We start from the raw sequence: 15,441 nt of genomic DNA on the forward strand, positions 1-15,441 counted from the left end.
ATAAGGTCCGTTTTATGATATAATGAAGCGATTATGTGTTAAAAGGTGGCAGGTCAAATGTATGAAAGTTATCACGCAGGCTGGGTAGAATGTATTGCCGGCAGTATGTTCAGTGGCAAAAGTGAAGAGTTAATCAGACGCATCAGACGCGGTCTATATGCCAAGCAGAAAGTCATGGTCTTTAAACCGCAGATTGATAACCGTTACAGCGATGATGAAGTCGTCTCTCATAACGGTACAAAAGTAGAGGCATTCAATGTGTCGGGTTCAGCAGCTATACTGGACCACGTGACGAGTGATATCGATATCGTGGCGATAGATGAAGTCCAGTTTTTTGATAAAGGTGTCGTTGACATTGCGACGGAACTCGCCAACCGGGGACATCGCGTCATCGTTGCAGGTCTGGATATGGATTTTAAGGGGGTGCCTTTTGATCCGGTGCCGGAACTGATGGCTATCAGTGAGCACGTCACTAAGCTGCAGGCGGTCTGTGCGGTATGTGGTTCGCCCGCATCACGGACGCAGCGCCTGATAGATGGTCAGCCGGCGCGTAGCGATGACCCGCTTATTCTGATTGGTGCAAATGAAAGTTACGAACCAAGATGCCGAGCGCATCATGTTGTAAGAAGTACGAAGGAGGAATAATATGTTAGATCAGTTAGAAATCGTAGAAGATCGTTATGAACAACTGAATGAGTTACTGAGTGATCCAGATGTGGTATCGGATCCGGCTAAATTGCGTCAGTATTCAAAAGAGCAGGCAGATTTATCAAAGACAGTAGAAGTCTACCGGAATTATAAGGAAGTCAAGCAGCAGCTGGAAGAAGCCCTCGAAATGATGGCGGATGCTGAAGATGCCGAAGAAGAAGCGATGATTAAAGAAGAAATCGCAGAACTGAAGCCACAGATTCCGGCACTGGAAGAAGAACTGAAACTGCTGTTGATACCAAAGGACCCGAACGATGATAAGAACGTTGTAATGGAGATCCGCGGTGCAGCGGGCGGAGACGAGGCAGCTATTTTTGCCGGCGACTTATTCCGTATGTATTCTAAGTTCGCTGAAGATCAAGGCTGGAAGATTGAGATTATGGAAGCGAGCGAAGCGGATCATGGGGGCTACAAAGAGATTATCTTTATGATCAACGGCACCGGCGCCTTCAGTAAGCTGAAATTCGAGAACGGCGCGCATCGTGTGCAGCGTATCCCAGCTACTGAAAGTGGCGGACGGATTCACACCTCAACGGCAACGGTAGCCGTGCTGCCTGAAGTAGAAGATGTTGAAATTGATATCAAGCAGGAAGATCTAAGAATTGAGACTTACCGTTCAAGCGGCTCAGGTGGTCAGCACGTCAACACGACTGATTCTGCCGTACGTATCACGCACATTCCGACCGGCATTGTAGCCACTTCATCAGAAAAATCACAGATTCAGAACCGTGAGAAGGCATTGAAGCTTCTGAAAACACGTGTCTATGATATGATGCTGCAGGAAGAACAAGCAAAATATGCGGAGCAGCGTAAATCTGCCGTCGGTTCAGGTGACCGTTCAGAACGTATCCGTACCTATAACTATCCTCAGAACCGTGTGACAGATCATCGTATCGGTCTGACGATTCAGAAGCTCGACCAGATTGTGGAAGGTAAAGTCCTGGAAATCATCGAGGCACTGACAGTCGCTGAACAGACATCTAAGCTTGAAGAGTTGAACGAAGGTGTCCTTTAAGCCGAGTGAGCTGTTAGTCCCTGCGCGTCAGCTTCTGGTCGCGCAGAATATTCCTGTGAACGGCGCTGAGTGGCTGCTGATGGATTTATTCAACTTATCCAAGATGGATATCATGATGGATCAGCCGCTGCTGACTCATGAGATGCAGCAACTCTATGCCGCTAAAGTTGAGCAGCTGGCCGCCGGGGTGCCTCTTGCGCATCTGACAGGCTTTCAGATGTTCTATGGTCGTTCATTCCAGGTGAATGACCAAGTGTTGATTCCACGCCCGGAGACAGAGGAACTCGTCGAACGAACACTTAAACATAAAGGCAGTGTTGTGGCTGATATCGGGACGGGCAGCGGCTGCATTGCTATAACACTTGCACTGGAGTCTGATTACGAAGTTTACGCAGTGGATATCAGTCATGCAGCGCTAGAAGTAGCGAAGCGCAACGCAGAATTATTAGGTGCATCTGTCCGATTTTTGCAGGGCGATCTGCTCGAACCTATTAAGACACAAGGGATTTTGCTGGATATACTGGTCTCCAATCCCCCTTACATTGCTGAAAGTGAAAAAGAGTGGATGTCTGATTCTGTACTGGATTTCGACCCGCATCTGGCGCTGTTCGCTGAAGATGAGGGACTGGCCCTCTACAAAAGGATGCTGGAGGATTTACCTGCCGTGATGAAGGCGGAGGGCTATGTACTGTTTGAAATCGGCCATGCACAGGGGCGTGCCTTGAAAGAGTATGTCAATCAGCTTTATCCGCACATCGAAGTTCACATAGAAAAAGATATTAATCAGCTGGACCGCATCATCTGGTTCAAATGGTGTCAATAAGTTATGCACAAAACGTAAAAGTTATCCACAATTTGTGCATAACTTTTTATTTTATATTAAACTATTGATAATGGAGGCGATAATGAGATGGAAACGTATGTTTGGGATGTGCGTAACTATGTGCATGACTTATCCACATATCCACAGATAGAAGAAATCAGAGCAGGATTTGAAGACAATGAACTTATTGCAATACCGACTGAAACGGTTTACGGACTTGCTGCCAATGCTAGAAATGCGGCGGCTGTAGCCAAGGTGTATCTCGCTAAAGGCAGACCGAGTGACAACCCGCTGATCGTCCATATTCATTCGCAGGAGCAGCTGGATTTTGTGAGAGAGATTCATCCGGCAGCCCAGCAATTGATGAACCATTTCTGGCCGGGACCTATTTCATTTATACTGCCCCTCAAAAAGGACAGTCTGGCTGAACAGGTGACTGCAGGTAAAGACACAGTGGCTGTCAGGATGCCGGAAGATAGCATCGCACAGCAGCTGCTGAAGATCGTCGGACTGCCTCTTGCAGCCCCGAGTGCCAATTTGAGTGGCCGTCCTTCGCCGACCAATTATGAACATGTCTATGAAGACTTGAATGGACGTATCCATGGCATTGTCCGCGGCGATGATAGTCATATCGGCATTGAGAGTACGGTGCTTGACTGTTCGAGCTACCCATTTAGAATTGCGCGGCCGGGTGCTATTACAGCTTCCATGCTGGAAGGTGTGGTAGCGGGATGTGTGACAGAAGCTGACTATACGAGTGATGAAGCGCCGATTGCCCCAGGTATGAAATATCGTCACTATGCGCCGAACAGTCCGATTCAGTTGATAGAAGGTGGAATATCAGCACCTCTTCACGCTGATGCTCATACAGCGGTTGTGGGGCCGGAAAGCATTCGTACGCTTGTGACAGGTGGTACGTTCTATCCGCTCTGTCAGGATGAACAGGATATTACAGGGGCATCGGCACATCTCTATGATGTTCTGAGATCAATTGATCACAATCAGGCAATATCCCGAATTATTCTTAGCGGTTTTAAACGTGATGAAGCGAGTCAGGCGCTGATGAATAGAATAGATAAGGCGTCAGCCGGAAAGTAGGAAGAAGATGAAGATTGTTTTTGTCTGTACAGGTAATACGTGCCGCAGCCCGCTCGCCGAGAGTCTCGCTCAGGCAGCTATACCGGCACATCACTTTGGATCGAGAGGACTTGCTGCCTTCCCTGGCGCACCCGTGTCAACGTATTCAGCTGAACTTATTGAGCGGCATCATCTGCCGGCAGTCGGTCCGGCAACGCCTTTCTCTGATGAGGATGCTGAGGCAGATTTGATTCTGACGATGTCGCAGCAGCATAAAGACAGTATCCGCTCTCTCTATCCTTTGGCGAATGTCTACACGCTTGCAGAATATGCATCAGGCAGCCCGGCTGATATTGTCGATCCATACGGGGGGCATTTTGCACATTATGAACAAGTCTTTACAGAATTGAGAGCGCATATTGACAATTTAGCTAAAAAACTGCCACCTGTTTAATAAACACTCGAGGAAAAAATACAAATAAGCTATAATGAACCTATTCGAGTAAGGGAGGTCTGAAAATGAAAGTTGCAATTGCAAGTGACCATGGTGGCTATCAGCACAAAGAAGCCATCAAGAACCATCTTGATGAATTAGGGATTGGATATAAGGATTTTGGTACTCATTCACCGGATTCTGTTGATTATCCGGATTATGCACGTCCGGTCAGTGAAGCAGTGACGTCTGGTGAATATGACAGAGGGATTCTGATCTGTGGCACAGGTATCGGGATGTCTATCGCAGCGAACAAAGTGAAAGGTATCCGCTGTGCACTTGTACATGATGTCTTCACAGCACAAGTCACGAGACAGCATAATGACTCAAATGTGCTCGCAATGGGCCAGCGCGTCATCGGGGAAGGGCTTGCACTTTTAATCGTTGAGACATGGCTGAAAGGTGAGTTTGAAGGCGGACGTCATCAGGCAAGAATCGATAAGATTAAAGTACTGGAAGATGCTTATGACAGACATTAAAACATTGCTTGCGGAACTGGCAGCGATTGACTTCTTCAAAGAAGGCGAGGTCTGCGTCATCGGCTGTTCCACGTCAGAAGTCATCGGCGAGAAAATCGGTACCCATAGTTCGGATGAAGTTGCAGAGGCTTTCTTTGAGGCGTTCATGGCGGTTGCTGAGAGAACAGGTGTCCACTTCGTCTTTCAGGGCTGCGAGCATATCAACCGGGCGCTCACTATGGAGAAGGGACTGGCTGACAAGCTGGGGCTGCAGACTGTAACAGTAGTGCCTGTCAGAAAAGCGGGCGGCAGTATGAGTGCATACGCATATCGCCATTTCACAGAACCTGTCGTCGTTGAACATATTCAGGCGGATTGCGGTATTGATATCGGCCAGACTTTAATCGGTATGCATATCAAGCATGTGCAGATTCCAGTGCGGGTCAAAACCCAAAAAGTCGGCGAGGCAGTGGTGACGATCGCCACTCATCGTCCGAAGCTGATTGGCGGTCCAAGAGCACAGTATGAATTAAACTAAGGGGGATTCATCATGATCAAGAAACAGGATGCAGAGCTTTATCAGGCAATTGAAAAAGAACGAGCAAGGCAGAACAGCAACATCGAGTTGATCGCATCGGAGAACTTTGTATCTGAAGCGGTGATGGAAGCACAAGGTTCTGTGCTGACTAACAAATATGCTGAAGGCTATCCGGGAAAACGCTATTACGGCGGCTGTGAATTCGTGGATATCGCAGAAAATCTGGCGAGAGACCGTGCTAAGGCGTTGTTTGGAGCAGATCATGTGAATGTTCAACCGCATTCAGGTTCTCAGGCCAATATGGCGGTTTACCGTGTGGCACTGGAAGCAGGGGATACAGTGCTGGGCATGGATCTCTCTCATGGCGGTCACTTGACACATGGCTCTAAAGTCAATTTCAGCGGTATCGATTACAAGTTCGTTGCTTATGAAGTGGCTAAGGAAACAGAAATGATCGATTACGATGAAGTACATCGACTGGCACAGGAACATCGGCCAAAACTGATTGTAGCAGGCGCATCTTCATACTCACGTCAAATTGATTTTGCCCGCTTCAAGGAAATCGCTGATGAAGTCGGTGCCAAGCTGATGGTAGATATGGCGCACATAGCGGGTCTTGTCGCAGTTGGCCTTCATCCAAGTCCGGTGCCGCATGCTGATTTTGTGACGACAACCACCCATAAGACGCTCCGCGGACCGCGTGGCGGGATGATTCTCTGCAAAGAAGAATATGCCAAAGCGATCGATAAAGCGATCTTCCCGGGCATTCAAGGCGGACCGCTCATGCACGTCATCGCTGCTAAGGCCGTTGCATTCGGTGAAGCCCTGCAGCCTGAGTTTAAGGAATATCAGGAACAGGTCCTGAAAAACGCTGCTGCTCTAAGCGAAGCTTTAACAGAAAAAGGGCTGCGTATCGTCTCAGGCGGTACTGATAATCATGTATTTGCAGTAGATGTCACGACTTTCAATCTGACAGGAAAAATCGCTGAAAAGGCACTTGATGAAGTCGGTATCACCACAAATAAAAATACGATTCCTTTTGATGAGAACAGCCCATTTGTGACAAGCGGTATTCGTATCGGCACTCCCGCAGTGACGACACGCGGCTTCAAAGAAGAGGAAATGAAAGAAATTGCAGAGATTATCGCAGATGTTCTGCATAATCATGAAGATGAGGAAACACTGGAACGAGCGAAAGAACGTGTCAGCACACTCGTTGCAAGATTCCCTTTATATCAATAAAAGAGAGGTGCAGTAATGGGCAAAGTACATGTATTTGACCACCCATTGATCCAACACAAATTAAGTTATATTCGCGATGAGCAAACAGGTACAAAGGAATTCCGAGAGCTTGTCGATGAAGTGGGTATGCTGATGGCTTATGAAGTCACACGTGACCTTGAACTGCAGGATGTCGAGATTCAGACACCTGTCACTCAGATGACAGCTAAGCGTTTAGCAGGCAAGAAGATTGCAGTCGTTCCTATCCTGAGAGCAGGACTGGGTATGACTGATGGCGTGCTGAAATTGATTCCGGCGGCACGTGTCGGACATATCGGCCTCTACCGCGACCCGGAGACACTGAAACCGGTTGAGTATTTTGCGAAATTACCGCAAGACATAGAAGAACGTGATTTCATTGTCGTCGATCCGATGCTCGCAACAGGCGGCTCTGCTATTGAAGCGATCAACTCACTTAAAAAGCGTGGCGCACTCAAAATCCGTTTTATGTGCTTAATTGCAGCGCCGGAAGGTGTAGAATTATTAAAAGAAGCGCATCCTGACGTTGATATCTATATTGCCGGCCTCGATGAGAAGCTGAATGATCATGGATATATCGTGCCGGGACTTGGCGATGCAGGCGACCGTTTATTCGGTACAAAATAAGGAGAGAAGACAAACATGAAGAAGATTATGACCGTATTTGGGACGAGGCCGGAAGCTATCAAGATGGCACCTCTCGTTTTACAGTTGAAGAAAGAAGAAGGACTGGAGCCGATTGTTGTTGTGACGGCGCAGCATAGAGAAATGCTTGATCAGGTGCTGGAAATCTTTGATATCACACCTGACTATGATCTTAACATCATGAAGGCAGGTCAGACACTGACGGAAGTGACGGGCCGTGTACTGACAGGCCTTGAAGGCGTCATTAAAGAAGCGAAGCCGGATATGATTCTTGTTCACGGTGATACGACGACGACGTTTGCAGGTGGACTTGCGGCCTTCTATAATGAAGTCGCTATCGGCCATGTAGAGGCAGGTCTTCGAACATTCAATAAATATTCTCCGTTTCCGGAAGAAATGAACAGACAGATGACAGGGGTTCTGGCGGACCTGCATTTTGCGCCGACAGATGAAGCAGCTGAAAATCTGCGCCGTGAGAATAAACCGGATGATGCTATTGTTGTAACAGGCAATACAGCAATTGATGCATTATCCACCACTGTCCAGGATGATTACCACAGCGAAATCATCGATGCATATGCCGATAAGAAAATCATTCTGCTGACAGCTCATCGTCGTGAAAATATTGGTGAGCCGATGCATAATATCTTCAAAGCCATCAAGCGGATCATCGATGAACATGAAGATGTGACAGTTGTCTACCCGATGCATAAAAATCCAAAAGTACGTGAAATCGCTGCGCAGTATCTGGCTGATCATGAGCGCATCAAGCTGATTGAACCGCTCGATGTAATTGATTTCCATAACTTTGCGGCGAGAAGTCATTTCATTCTGACAGATTCAGGCGGTGTACAGGAAGAAGCACCGTCGCTCGGCAAACCGGTCATCGTCCTTCGTGACACAACAGAACGTCCGGAAGGTGTCAAGGCAGGGACACTTAAGCTGGCAGGTATTGAAGAGGAAGACATCTACCGCTTAACGAAAGAACTGCTGACAGACGACTCAGTCTATAATGCGATGAGTCAGGCCAGCAATCCATACGGTGATGGTCACACTTCTGAAAGAATCTGTGCGCATATTAAACATTATTTCGGCTTGACAGAGGAGAAGCCAGCGCCATTCAAGGTTATAGATTAATAAAAAGAGACAGCAGCGGTAATGCGAAAATAAAACGATTAAATGTGTCCGAAATGTGAACATTGTGTTAAACTTTATTTTCTGAGTTTTTGGCATGGCATTGACACACATTTAGGGCTATATTATCATAAACCTTGGAATGTAACGGTTTTCATTGCGTTCGAAGGAGACATATTTTATGTCAAGTTTCAAAATCTTTTTTAAGCGTTATCTGCAGTTTTTTCTCTATCTAATCCTCGTGCTTCTTGTCATCTATTTTTTTACAGGAAGTAGTTTCGCGTTAGGATTAATCATCGGTACGGTTGCTTCAGCAATCAGTGCTTTTGTATGGCATCACTATCTGTATCGCGCGATCAATAGTGAGTCGCTGTACATCTCTAGCGGTATGGGCATTCGTTTTCTCATTGCAACAATGGCCTGCCTCTTCTGGGTGAGATTTCCTGAAGCGATCAGCATCTACGGCATCGCGCTTGGCCTCACTTTAACGTATGTTATGATTCTCATACATACATTTATCAGTCTGAAACAATAATAAATAATAGGAAGAGGTGAACAAATGGAACACGCATCACCACTCTATATCTGGAACTTCATGGGGCACGATATCATCTTTAATCTCAGCTCGATTATGATGCTCTTGGTTACAGCTGCCATCGTTCTTCTGATTGCGATTCTTTGCACTCGCAATTTAAGTCACAGACCATCGGGTGCACAAAACTTTATTGAATGGATATTCGACTTCACACGCGGTATCATCAATAGCAATATGGACTGGGGAAGAGGGGCACGCTTTCACTTTTTAGCGGTCACTTTATTACTCTTCATTTTTGTTGCTAACATGCTCGGTTTACCATTTTCGATTGTGACGGGACATACTTTATGGTGGAAATCGCCGACAGCAGACGCGACTGTCACGCTGACGCTTTCAACTTTAATGGTTGTGCTGACACACTACTATGGTATTAAAATGCGCGGTGCAGGCAATTATTTCAAGAGTTTTGCTCAGCCAGTCTGGTTTATGGTACCTTTCAAGATCATCGAGGAGTTTTCATCTACGCTGACACTCGGTCTTCGTCTTTACGGTAACATCTTTGCCGGTGAGGTTTTACTCGGCTTACTTGCAGGTATCGGCGGTGCTGGAATGCTCGGCTGGTTCGGTGCAGCAATCCCGCTTATCATCTGGCAAGGTTTCTCAATTTTCGTAGGCGCTATCCAGGCTTACATCTTCGTAATGTTATCAATGGTTTACATGTCACATAAAGTGTCTGAAGATCATTAATATAAAATAAAAAACAATTATATTTCTTTAGGAGGAAATTATTAATGAATTTATTAGCAGCAGCAATCGCAATTGGTTTAGCAGCACTTGGCGCAGGTATCGGTAACGGTCTTATTGTTTCTCGTACAGTTGAAGGGGTTGCACGTCAACCTGAAGCACGTGGTCCATTAATGACAATCATGTTCATCGGTGTAGGTTTAGTCGAAGCCCTTCCTATCATCGCAGTAGTAGTAGCATTCATGGTCATGAACCGCTAATTATAATCTATAACTCGTTAAGGCGAAGTCTTTATGATTTCGCCATTCATTTATGACTTTAACTGTGATGAAAGGAGCGTTAATATTGAATTTCTTTATTTTAGGAGCAACTGAACATGCTGGCGGCGTTGAATGGGGAACTGTCTTCGCAACACTTCTGACATTCATCATTTTACTCGCACTGTTACGCAAATTCGCATGGGGTCCGCTGAAAAATATCATGGATGAGCGTCAGCAGGCGATTAATTCTGATATCGACAACGCAGCGGCTCAGAACGAAGAAGCAAGACGTTATGCTGAAGAAAATAGAGCTTTACTTACACGTACCCAAGGAGAAGTACAATCAATCCTTGAAAACGCAAAAGTACAGGCAAAGCGTGAGCATGAAGAGGTTCTTCATACTGCGAATGCAAGAGCCAACAAATTATTAGAAGATGCACAAGCTGAAATCGAGAACGAAAAGAAACGTGCAATTGCGGACATCAATGACCGTGTTGCAGAACTTTCTGTTCTGATTGCATCTAAAGTCATCAACAAAGAAATCAATGAACAGGATCAAAAACAACTTGTGAGCCAGTTTATTCAAGAGGCAGGCGATAAATAATGGTTATCGCGAAGAAATATGCCGAAAGTCTATTCGAAGTCGGTCACGAGCAAGGGGTAGCGGACAGCATCAAGAAAGATCTGGACACTTTAAAGACAGTCGTATCAGCAGACCAGTCTTTCCATCGTTTCGCTGAAGACCCACAAGTATCCAAACAATCTCGCATCGAATTTGTCGAAAAGACGTTCAAAGGCGTCGATCAGCCGCTGATGAATTTACTTAAAATTCTGGCTGAACGTAAACACCTGGAACTGATTCCGGCAATCAGTGCAGAATATGAGCATTTTTATAACGAAGCGAATGAACAGCAATATATGAAAGTAGAATCTGTCTATGCGCTCTCTGATGAAGAGATCAATGACATCGGCAAAGCTTTCATCAAGCGTACAGGCTATAAAAGATTACTGATTGAAAATATCATCAACACTGATTTGATTGGCGGTATCAGAGCGACAATCGGCACAACAGTTTATGATGGTTCAGTTCAGAATAGTCTTAAAGAAATCTCAAAAGCAGTTCAACAACATTAATCATTAAGGAGTGACATAGATGGCCATCAAAGCTGAAGAAATCAGTGCACTGTTAAAGTCACAGATTGCAAACTATGAATCTGGTGTGACAGTAACAGATGTCGGTACAGTAATTCAGGTCGGTGACGGTATCGCTTTAGTTCACGGTCTTAACAACGTTATGGCAGGGGAACTTGTAGAATTTCATAACGGTGTCTTAGGACTTGCGCAGAACTTAGAAGAAAACAATGTAGGTATCGTTATTTTAGGACCTTATACAGGAATTAAAGAAGGAGACGAAGTGAAACGTACAGGTCGCATCATGTCAGTACCTGTAGGTGAAGAACTGATTGGTCGTGTAGTGGATCCTCTCGGTCAGCCAATCGACGGTAAAGGCCCTCTTAACACTACTAAAACACGTCCTATCGAATCTCCTGCTACAGGCGTTATGGACCGTAAATCAGTAGACGAGCCTCTGCAGACAGGTATTAAAGCGATTGATGCACTTGTACCTATCGGTCGTGGTCAGCGTGAGTTGATCATCGGTGACCGTCAGACAGGTAAAACAACCGTTGCGATTGATACGATTCTTAACCAGAAAAATGAAGATATGATCTGTGTATACGTCGCTATCGGACAAAAAGAATCAACAGTGCGTACAGCAGTTGAAACTTTACGTCAGCACGGCGCATTAGATTACACTATCGTCGTATCAGCTTCAGCATCACAACCAGCGCCACTTCTTTACCTTGCACCTTACTCAGGTGTCGCAATGGCTGAAGAGTTCATGTTCAATGGTAAGCACGTCTTAATCGTTTATGATGATTTAACGAAGCAGGCAGCAGCTTACCGTGAGTTATCATTATTACTTCGTCGTCCGCCAGGTCGTGAAGCTTATCCTGGGGATGTCTTCTACTTACATAGTCGTTTACTTGAGCGTGCAGCTAAATTAAACGATGATTTAGGTGGCGGATCCATCACAGCGCTTCCATTCGTAGAAACGCAGGCAGGGGATATCTCAGCTTACGTTCCGACCAACGTTATCTCTATCACAGATGGTCAGATTTTCTTACAGTCAGATTTATTCTTCTCAGGTGTGCGTCCAGCGATCAACGCAGGTTTATCTGTTTCACGTGTAGGGGGTTCAGCCCAGATCAAAGCGATGAAAAAAGTAGCAGGTACACTACGTCTGGATTTAGCGTCATACCGTGAGCTTGAATCCTTCGCGCAGTTCGGTTCTGACTTAGATCCGGCCACTAAAGCGAAACTTGAGCGTGGTAAACGTACAGTAGAAGTGCTGAAACAAGACGAAAATAAACCGCTGACTGTTGAAAAACAGGTTACGATTCTTTATGCACTGACTAAAGGTCACCTTGATGACATTCCTGTACAGGACATCACTCGTTTTGAAGATGAATTCTTAGGATGGGTGGGCAATAATGCACCACACCTATACCAGGAGATTCGTGAGACTAAAGCTTTACCGGCAGACGAAAAGTTCGTTGACGCAATCAATGCTTTCAAAAAAATCTTCAAACGTTCAGTCTAATCAGAGAATGATAAGTAAATAAGGTGGTGACAAAATGAGTTCACTTAGAGAGATCAAAACACGTATTACTTCAACACAGAAAACGAGTCAGATTACAAAAGCCATGCATATGGTGTCTAACTCAAAACTGAGACGTGCTGAAGAAAATGCGAAAAGCTTCTATCCATATATGGATAAGATGCAGGAAACAATCTCAGCAATCGGTGGTAATGAGAGTTCACACCCTATGCTTGTAAAACGTCCCGTCAAGAAAACCGGCTATCTCGTCGTAACGAGTGATAAAGGTCTTGCAGGTCCTTATAATGCAAGTGTGCTGAAAAATGTGACGAATATCATCAAAGAACGTCATAACAATGATGCAAGTCAGTACGGCATTCTAGTCATCGGTCGTGTAGGTCGAGATTTCTTGAAGGCCCGTGGTTATAACATCATCAATGAGATGGTGGGACTGCCAGAACAACCTTCATTCAAGGCGATCAATGCACTGACTAAAAATGCTGTTGAGCGATACGAGACGGGTGAATTCGATGAACTTTACCTGCACTTCAGCCACTTTATCAGTGTCCTGGAGCAGGAAGTTCAGGAACGTCGTATTCTGCCGGTCAGCCAGAATGATATTCAGGCGACTGGGGCAACTGCGATGTATGAATTTGAACCCGACAAGGAAGCCATTTTAGATGTCATTCTTCCACAATATGCTGAAAGCTTGATTTACGGCGCTTTACTTGATGCTAAAGCGAGTGAACATGCTTCTCGTATGACAGCGATGAAGAATGCAACAGACAATGCTAAAGAACTGATAGATGATTTATCATTACAATATAACCGTGCTCGTCAGGCGGCAATTACACAACAGATTACTGAGATTGTCGGCGGCGCAGCGGCACTCGAATAATTTTAGGGAGGAATAATAATGGCAGTAGGTCACGTAATTCAAGTTATGGGTCCAGTTATTGATGTTAAGTTCGCACACGGTCAGTTACCAGAACTTAATAACGCTTTAACTTTAGATATCCAGCGTGAAAACGGTACTACAACGTTAACTCTGGAAGTAGCCCTTCACTTAGGTGACGATGCAGTTCGTACTATCGCAATGAGCTCTACAGACGGCGTACAACGTGGTGCTGAAGTTACAGATACAGGATCACCTATCTCTGTTCCGGTTGGGGACGAAACATTAGGACGTGTATTCAATGTTCTGGGTGAAAAGATCGATTTAGGAGAAGAGATACCAGCAAGTACTCGTCGCGATCCGATTCACCGTCTTGCACCTAAATTCGAGGACTTATCAACAAAAGTTGAAATCCTTGAGACAGGTATCAAAGTTGTCGATTTATTAGCACCTTATATCAAAGGTGGAAAAATCGGTCTCTTCGGTGGTGCCGGTGTAGGTAAAACAGTATTAATTCAGGAATTAATCAACAATATCGCACAGGAGCACGGTGGTATTTCAGTATTCGCGGGGGTCGGTGAACGGACTCGTGAAGGTAATGACTTATACCACGAGATGAGTGACTCAGGCGTTATCAAGAAGACAGCGATGGTATTCGGACAGATGAACGAGCCACCTGGTGCACGTATGCGTGTTGCCTTATCAGGCTTGACAATGGCAGAATATTTCCGTGATGAACAGGGTCAGGATGTACTGTTATTCATCGACAATATCTTCCGTTTCACGCAGGCAGGTTCTGAGGTATCCGCTCTTTTAGGCCGTATGCCTTCTGCCGTTGGTTACCAGCCAACACTCGCAACTGAGATGGGTCAATTACAGGAGCGTATCACGTCTACCAACGTCGGTTCCGTAACGTCAATCCAGGCCGTATTCGTACCAGCCGATGACTATACTGACCCGGCGCCAGCGACTGCTTTCGCCCACTTAGATGCAACGACAAACTTAGAACGTAAATTAACAGAGATGGGTATCTACCCAGCCGTAGATCCACTTGCATCGACGTCACGTGCATTAACACCTGCTGTTGTAGGTGAAGAGCACTATGCAGTTGCTCGTGGTGTACAGGCTACACTTCAGAAATACCGCGAACTTCAAGATATCATTGCCATCCTGGGTATGGATGAGTTATCTGATGATGATAAAAAGACTGTTAACCGCGCACGTCGTATCCAGTTCTTCTTATCACAGAACTTCCACGTCGCTGAACAGTTCACAGGTCAAAAAGGATCTTATGTGCCGGTTGCACAGACCGTTCAGGACTTCAAGGCTATTCTTGAAGGTAAATATGACCACATCCCAGAAGATGCATTCCGTTTAGTCGGCGGCATTGAAGCAGTACTTGAACAAGCTAAAGGTATGGGTGTACAAGTCTAACTTAGGAGGAATGAGATATGAACACGTTAGCGTTAAATATTGTTACTCCTAATGGTTCAGTTTATTCTACTGAGCAGGCTGAACTTGTCGTACTACAGACTGAAGGCGGCGAGATGGGGATTATGGCCGGACATATTCCGACTGTTGCGCCGCTTAAAATCGGTGCAGTACGTGTGACGGTTGATAAAAAAGTACATTATATCGCTGTAACGGAAGGTTTCGCTGAAATCCGTGCGACAGGTGTAACAGTACTTGTACAGGCTGCTGAGCAATCAGATGCTATCAACGTTGAGCGTGCGCAGCAATCTTTAAGACGTGCACAGGAACGTCTGGAGCAGGACAAAAAAGAAGGCGTGGACTATCACCGCGCTGAGCATGCTCTTCATCGTGCCCTTAATCGTTTGGATGTAGCCAAATATCGTTAAAACCTAAAAAGACTTAGTGAGAACTAAGTCTTTTTTTAGTTGAGGAGGAGAATATGGATACTGGAATCTATGCAATCATTCATCTGATACTTCACGTCGTGTTTACATGTCTGTCTTTTTGGGCACTTAAATCATTGAGAACAGAACAATGGTTTAAGGCGAATCATACCCAACAGATTCAGTTACTGCTGATTTTTATGAGCTTTGCGCTCGGTAAATTAGTCAGTGACTTTATCATGGATATCATCTATCTGTCACAGCAGATGACCTGGATGTAACGGCCGACAATTAAACTTACTGTTCCATGTATATTTTTGATATAGTAGAGGTTATAGAAG

General features: G+C 45.4%; 20 protein-coding genes. All 20 read left to right on the forward strand.

All coding sequences use genetic code 11. The annotated features are described in order from the left end of the window. Positions 1-57 precede the first annotated feature (57 nt). Positions 58-645 (forward strand): thymidine kinase, encoded by a 588-nt coding sequence (locus ERX55_RS07905; RefSeq protein WP_133452035.1) that lies wholly within the window; start codon positions 58-60, stop codon positions 643-645. Position 646: 1 nt separating this feature from the next. Beyond that, the gene (gene prfA / locus ERX55_RS07910; RefSeq protein WP_133452036.1) at positions 647-1,723 is read left to right on the forward strand and encodes a peptide chain release factor 1; all 1,077 of its coding nucleotides are present in this window, start codon (positions 647-649) and stop codon (positions 1,721-1,723) included. Beyond that, positions 1,713-2,546 carry a peptide chain release factor N(5)-glutamine methyltransferase gene (prmC, locus tag ERX55_RS07915; protein ID WP_133452037.1) on the forward strand — a complete coding sequence of 278 codons (834 nt, stop codon included), beginning with the start codon at positions 1,713-1,715 and terminating at the stop codon, positions 2,544-2,546. The genes prfA and prmC overlap by 11 nt, the downstream gene beginning before the upstream one ends. A gap of 87 nt (positions 2,547-2,633) precedes the next feature. Next, positions 2,634-3,644 (forward strand): L-threonylcarbamoyladenylate synthase, encoded by a 1,011-nt coding sequence (locus ERX55_RS07920; protein ID WP_133452038.1) that lies wholly within the window; start codon positions 2,634-2,636, stop codon positions 3,642-3,644. A 7-nt stretch (positions 3,645-3,651) separates the two neighbouring features. Continuing rightward, positions 3,652-4,077: a low molecular weight protein arginine phosphatase gene (locus ERX55_RS07925; protein ID WP_133452039.1), complete on the forward strand. Its 426-nt coding sequence runs from the start codon at positions 3,652-3,654 to the stop codon at positions 4,075-4,077. 65 nt (positions 4,078-4,142) lie between these two features. Further along, complete coding sequence (gene rpiB, locus ERX55_RS07930; protein ID WP_133452040.1) at positions 4,143-4,595, forward strand: ribose 5-phosphate isomerase B; 453 nt, start codon at positions 4,143-4,145, stop codon at positions 4,593-4,595. Next, positions 4,582-5,112: a TIGR01440 family protein gene (locus ERX55_RS07935; RefSeq protein ID WP_133452041.1), complete on the forward strand. Its 531-nt coding sequence runs from the start codon at positions 4,582-4,584 to the stop codon at positions 5,110-5,112. Before rpiB ends, ERX55_RS07935 begins: the two co-directional genes overlap by 14 nt. A gap of 12 nt (positions 5,113-5,124) precedes the next feature. Continuing rightward, positions 5,125-6,354, forward strand: coding sequence for a serine hydroxymethyltransferase (locus ERX55_RS07940; protein ID WP_133452042.1), 1,230 nt, complete (start codon positions 5,125-5,127; stop codon positions 6,352-6,354). A gap of 15 nt (positions 6,355-6,369) precedes the next feature. After that, positions 6,370-6,999, forward strand: coding sequence for a uracil phosphoribosyltransferase (gene upp / locus ERX55_RS07945; protein WP_133452043.1), 630 nt, complete (start codon positions 6,370-6,372; stop codon positions 6,997-6,999). Positions 7,000-7,014: 15 nt separating this feature from the next. Beyond that, the gene (gene wecB / locus ERX55_RS07950; protein WP_133452044.1) at positions 7,015-8,154 is read left to right on the forward strand and encodes a non-hydrolyzing UDP-N-acetylglucosamine 2-epimerase; all 1,140 of its coding nucleotides are present in this window, start codon (positions 7,015-7,017) and stop codon (positions 8,152-8,154) included. Between the two features lie 178 nt (positions 8,155-8,332). Beyond that, the gene (locus tag ERX55_RS07955) at positions 8,333-8,686 is read left to right on the forward strand and encodes an ATP synthase subunit I (protein ID WP_133452045.1); all 354 of its coding nucleotides are present in this window, start codon (positions 8,333-8,335) and stop codon (positions 8,684-8,686) included. A gap of 24 nt (positions 8,687-8,710) precedes the next feature. After that, entirely contained in the window at positions 8,711-9,433 is a 723-nt protein-coding gene (gene atpB / locus ERX55_RS07960; RefSeq protein WP_133452046.1) for a F0F1 ATP synthase subunit A, read from the forward strand. A 44-nt stretch (positions 9,434-9,477) separates the two neighbouring features. Further along, on the forward strand, positions 9,478-9,690 hold the full coding sequence (gene atpE / locus ERX55_RS07965) for a F0F1 ATP synthase subunit C (RefSeq protein ID WP_041636195.1): 213 nt from the start codon (positions 9,478-9,480) through the stop codon (positions 9,688-9,690). A 67-nt stretch (positions 9,691-9,757) separates the two neighbouring features. Next, positions 9,758-10,294, forward strand: coding sequence for a F0F1 ATP synthase subunit B (locus ERX55_RS07970; protein ID WP_133452047.1), 537 nt, complete (start codon positions 9,758-9,760; stop codon positions 10,292-10,294). Beyond that, entirely contained in the window at positions 10,294-10,824 is a 531-nt protein-coding gene (locus tag ERX55_RS07975; protein ID WP_243721482.1) for a F0F1 ATP synthase subunit delta, read from the forward strand. Before ERX55_RS07970 ends, ERX55_RS07975 begins: the two co-directional genes overlap by 1 nt. 19 nt (positions 10,825-10,843) lie before the next feature. After that, complete coding sequence (gene atpA, locus ERX55_RS07980; RefSeq protein ID WP_133452049.1) at positions 10,844-12,352, forward strand: F0F1 ATP synthase subunit alpha; 1,509 nt, start codon at positions 10,844-10,846, stop codon at positions 12,350-12,352. A 34-nt stretch (positions 12,353-12,386) separates the two neighbouring features. After that, a complete protein-coding gene (atpG, locus tag ERX55_RS07985) occupies positions 12,387-13,247 on the forward strand; it encodes an ATP synthase F1 subunit gamma (RefSeq protein WP_133452050.1) in 861 nt (286 codons plus the stop codon). An 18-nt stretch (positions 13,248-13,265) separates the two neighbouring features. Beyond that, a complete protein-coding gene (gene atpD / locus ERX55_RS07990) occupies positions 13,266-14,678 on the forward strand; it encodes a F0F1 ATP synthase subunit beta (protein ID WP_133452051.1) in 1,413 nt (470 codons plus the stop codon). Between the two features lie 17 nt (positions 14,679-14,695). Next, positions 14,696-15,103 carry a F0F1 ATP synthase subunit epsilon gene (locus tag ERX55_RS07995; protein ID WP_133452052.1) on the forward strand — a complete coding sequence of 136 codons (408 nt, stop codon included), beginning with the start codon at positions 14,696-14,698 and terminating at the stop codon, positions 15,101-15,103. Positions 15,104-15,156: 53 nt separating this feature from the next. Beyond that, complete coding sequence (locus ERX55_RS08000) at positions 15,157-15,381, forward strand: DUF1146 family protein (RefSeq protein WP_133452053.1); 225 nt, start codon at positions 15,157-15,159, stop codon at positions 15,379-15,381. Positions 15,382-15,441 lie beyond the last annotated feature (60 nt).

The sequence above is a fragment of the Macrococcus bovicus genome (assembly GCF_004359575.1).
Lineage (GTDB): Bacteria > Bacillota > Bacilli > Staphylococcales > Staphylococcaceae > Macrococcus > Macrococcus bovicus.

What these genes read in the sequence shown, in the direction of transcription:
- ERX55_RS07905 (WP_133452035.1), top strand. Translation starts at nt 58, where the DNA reads ATGTATGAAAGTTATCACGCAGGCTGGGTAGAATGTATTGCCGGCAGT.
- prfA (WP_133452036.1), top strand. Translation starts at nt 647, where the DNA reads ATGTTAGATCAGTTAGAAATCGTAGAAGATCGTTATGAACAACTGAAT.
- atpA (WP_133452049.1), top strand. Translation starts at nt 10,844, where the DNA reads ATGGCCATCAAAGCTGAAGAAATCAGTGCACTGTTAAAGTCACAGATT.
- ERX55_RS08000 (WP_133452053.1), top strand. Translation starts at nt 15,157, where the DNA reads ATGGATACTGGAATCTATGCAATCATTCATCTGATACTTCACGTCGTG.
- ERX55_RS07975 (WP_243721482.1), top strand. Translation starts at nt 10,294, where the DNA reads ATGGTTATCGCGAAGAAATATGCCGAAAGTCTATTCGAAGTCGGTCAC.
- atpD (WP_133452051.1), top strand. Translation starts at nt 13,266, where the DNA reads ATGGCAGTAGGTCACGTAATTCAAGTTATGGGTCCAGTTATTGATGTT.
- ERX55_RS07970 (WP_133452047.1), top strand. Translation starts at nt 9,758, where the DNA reads ATGAAAGGAGCGTTAATATTGAATTTCTTTATTTTAGGAGCAACTGAA.
- atpB (WP_133452046.1), top strand. Translation starts at nt 8,711, where the DNA reads ATGGAACACGCATCACCACTCTATATCTGGAACTTCATGGGGCACGAT.
- rpiB (WP_133452040.1), top strand. Translation starts at nt 4,143, where the DNA reads ATGAAAGTTGCAATTGCAAGTGACCATGGTGGCTATCAGCACAAAGAA.
- ERX55_RS07940 (WP_133452042.1), top strand. Translation starts at nt 5,125, where the DNA reads ATGATCAAGAAACAGGATGCAGAGCTTTATCAGGCAATTGAAAAAGAA.
- atpE (WP_041636195.1), top strand. Translation starts at nt 9,478, where the DNA reads ATGAATTTATTAGCAGCAGCAATCGCAATTGGTTTAGCAGCACTTGGC.
- upp (WP_133452043.1), top strand. Translation starts at nt 6,370, where the DNA reads ATGGGCAAAGTACATGTATTTGACCACCCATTGATCCAACACAAATTA.
- ERX55_RS07935 (WP_133452041.1), top strand. Translation starts at nt 4,582, where the DNA reads ATGACAGACATTAAAACATTGCTTGCGGAACTGGCAGCGATTGACTTC.
- ERX55_RS07995 (WP_133452052.1), top strand. Translation starts at nt 14,696, where the DNA reads ATGAACACGTTAGCGTTAAATATTGTTACTCCTAATGGTTCAGTTTAT.
- ERX55_RS07925 (WP_133452039.1), top strand. Translation starts at nt 3,652, where the DNA reads ATGAAGATTGTTTTTGTCTGTACAGGTAATACGTGCCGCAGCCCGCTC.
- atpG (WP_133452050.1), top strand. Translation starts at nt 12,387, where the DNA reads ATGAGTTCACTTAGAGAGATCAAAACACGTATTACTTCAACACAGAAA.
- ERX55_RS07920 (WP_133452038.1), top strand. Translation starts at nt 2,634, where the DNA reads ATGGAAACGTATGTTTGGGATGTGCGTAACTATGTGCATGACTTATCC.
- ERX55_RS07955 (WP_133452045.1), top strand. Translation starts at nt 8,333, where the DNA reads ATGTCAAGTTTCAAAATCTTTTTTAAGCGTTATCTGCAGTTTTTTCTC.
- wecB (WP_133452044.1), top strand. Translation starts at nt 7,015, where the DNA reads ATGAAGAAGATTATGACCGTATTTGGGACGAGGCCGGAAGCTATCAAG.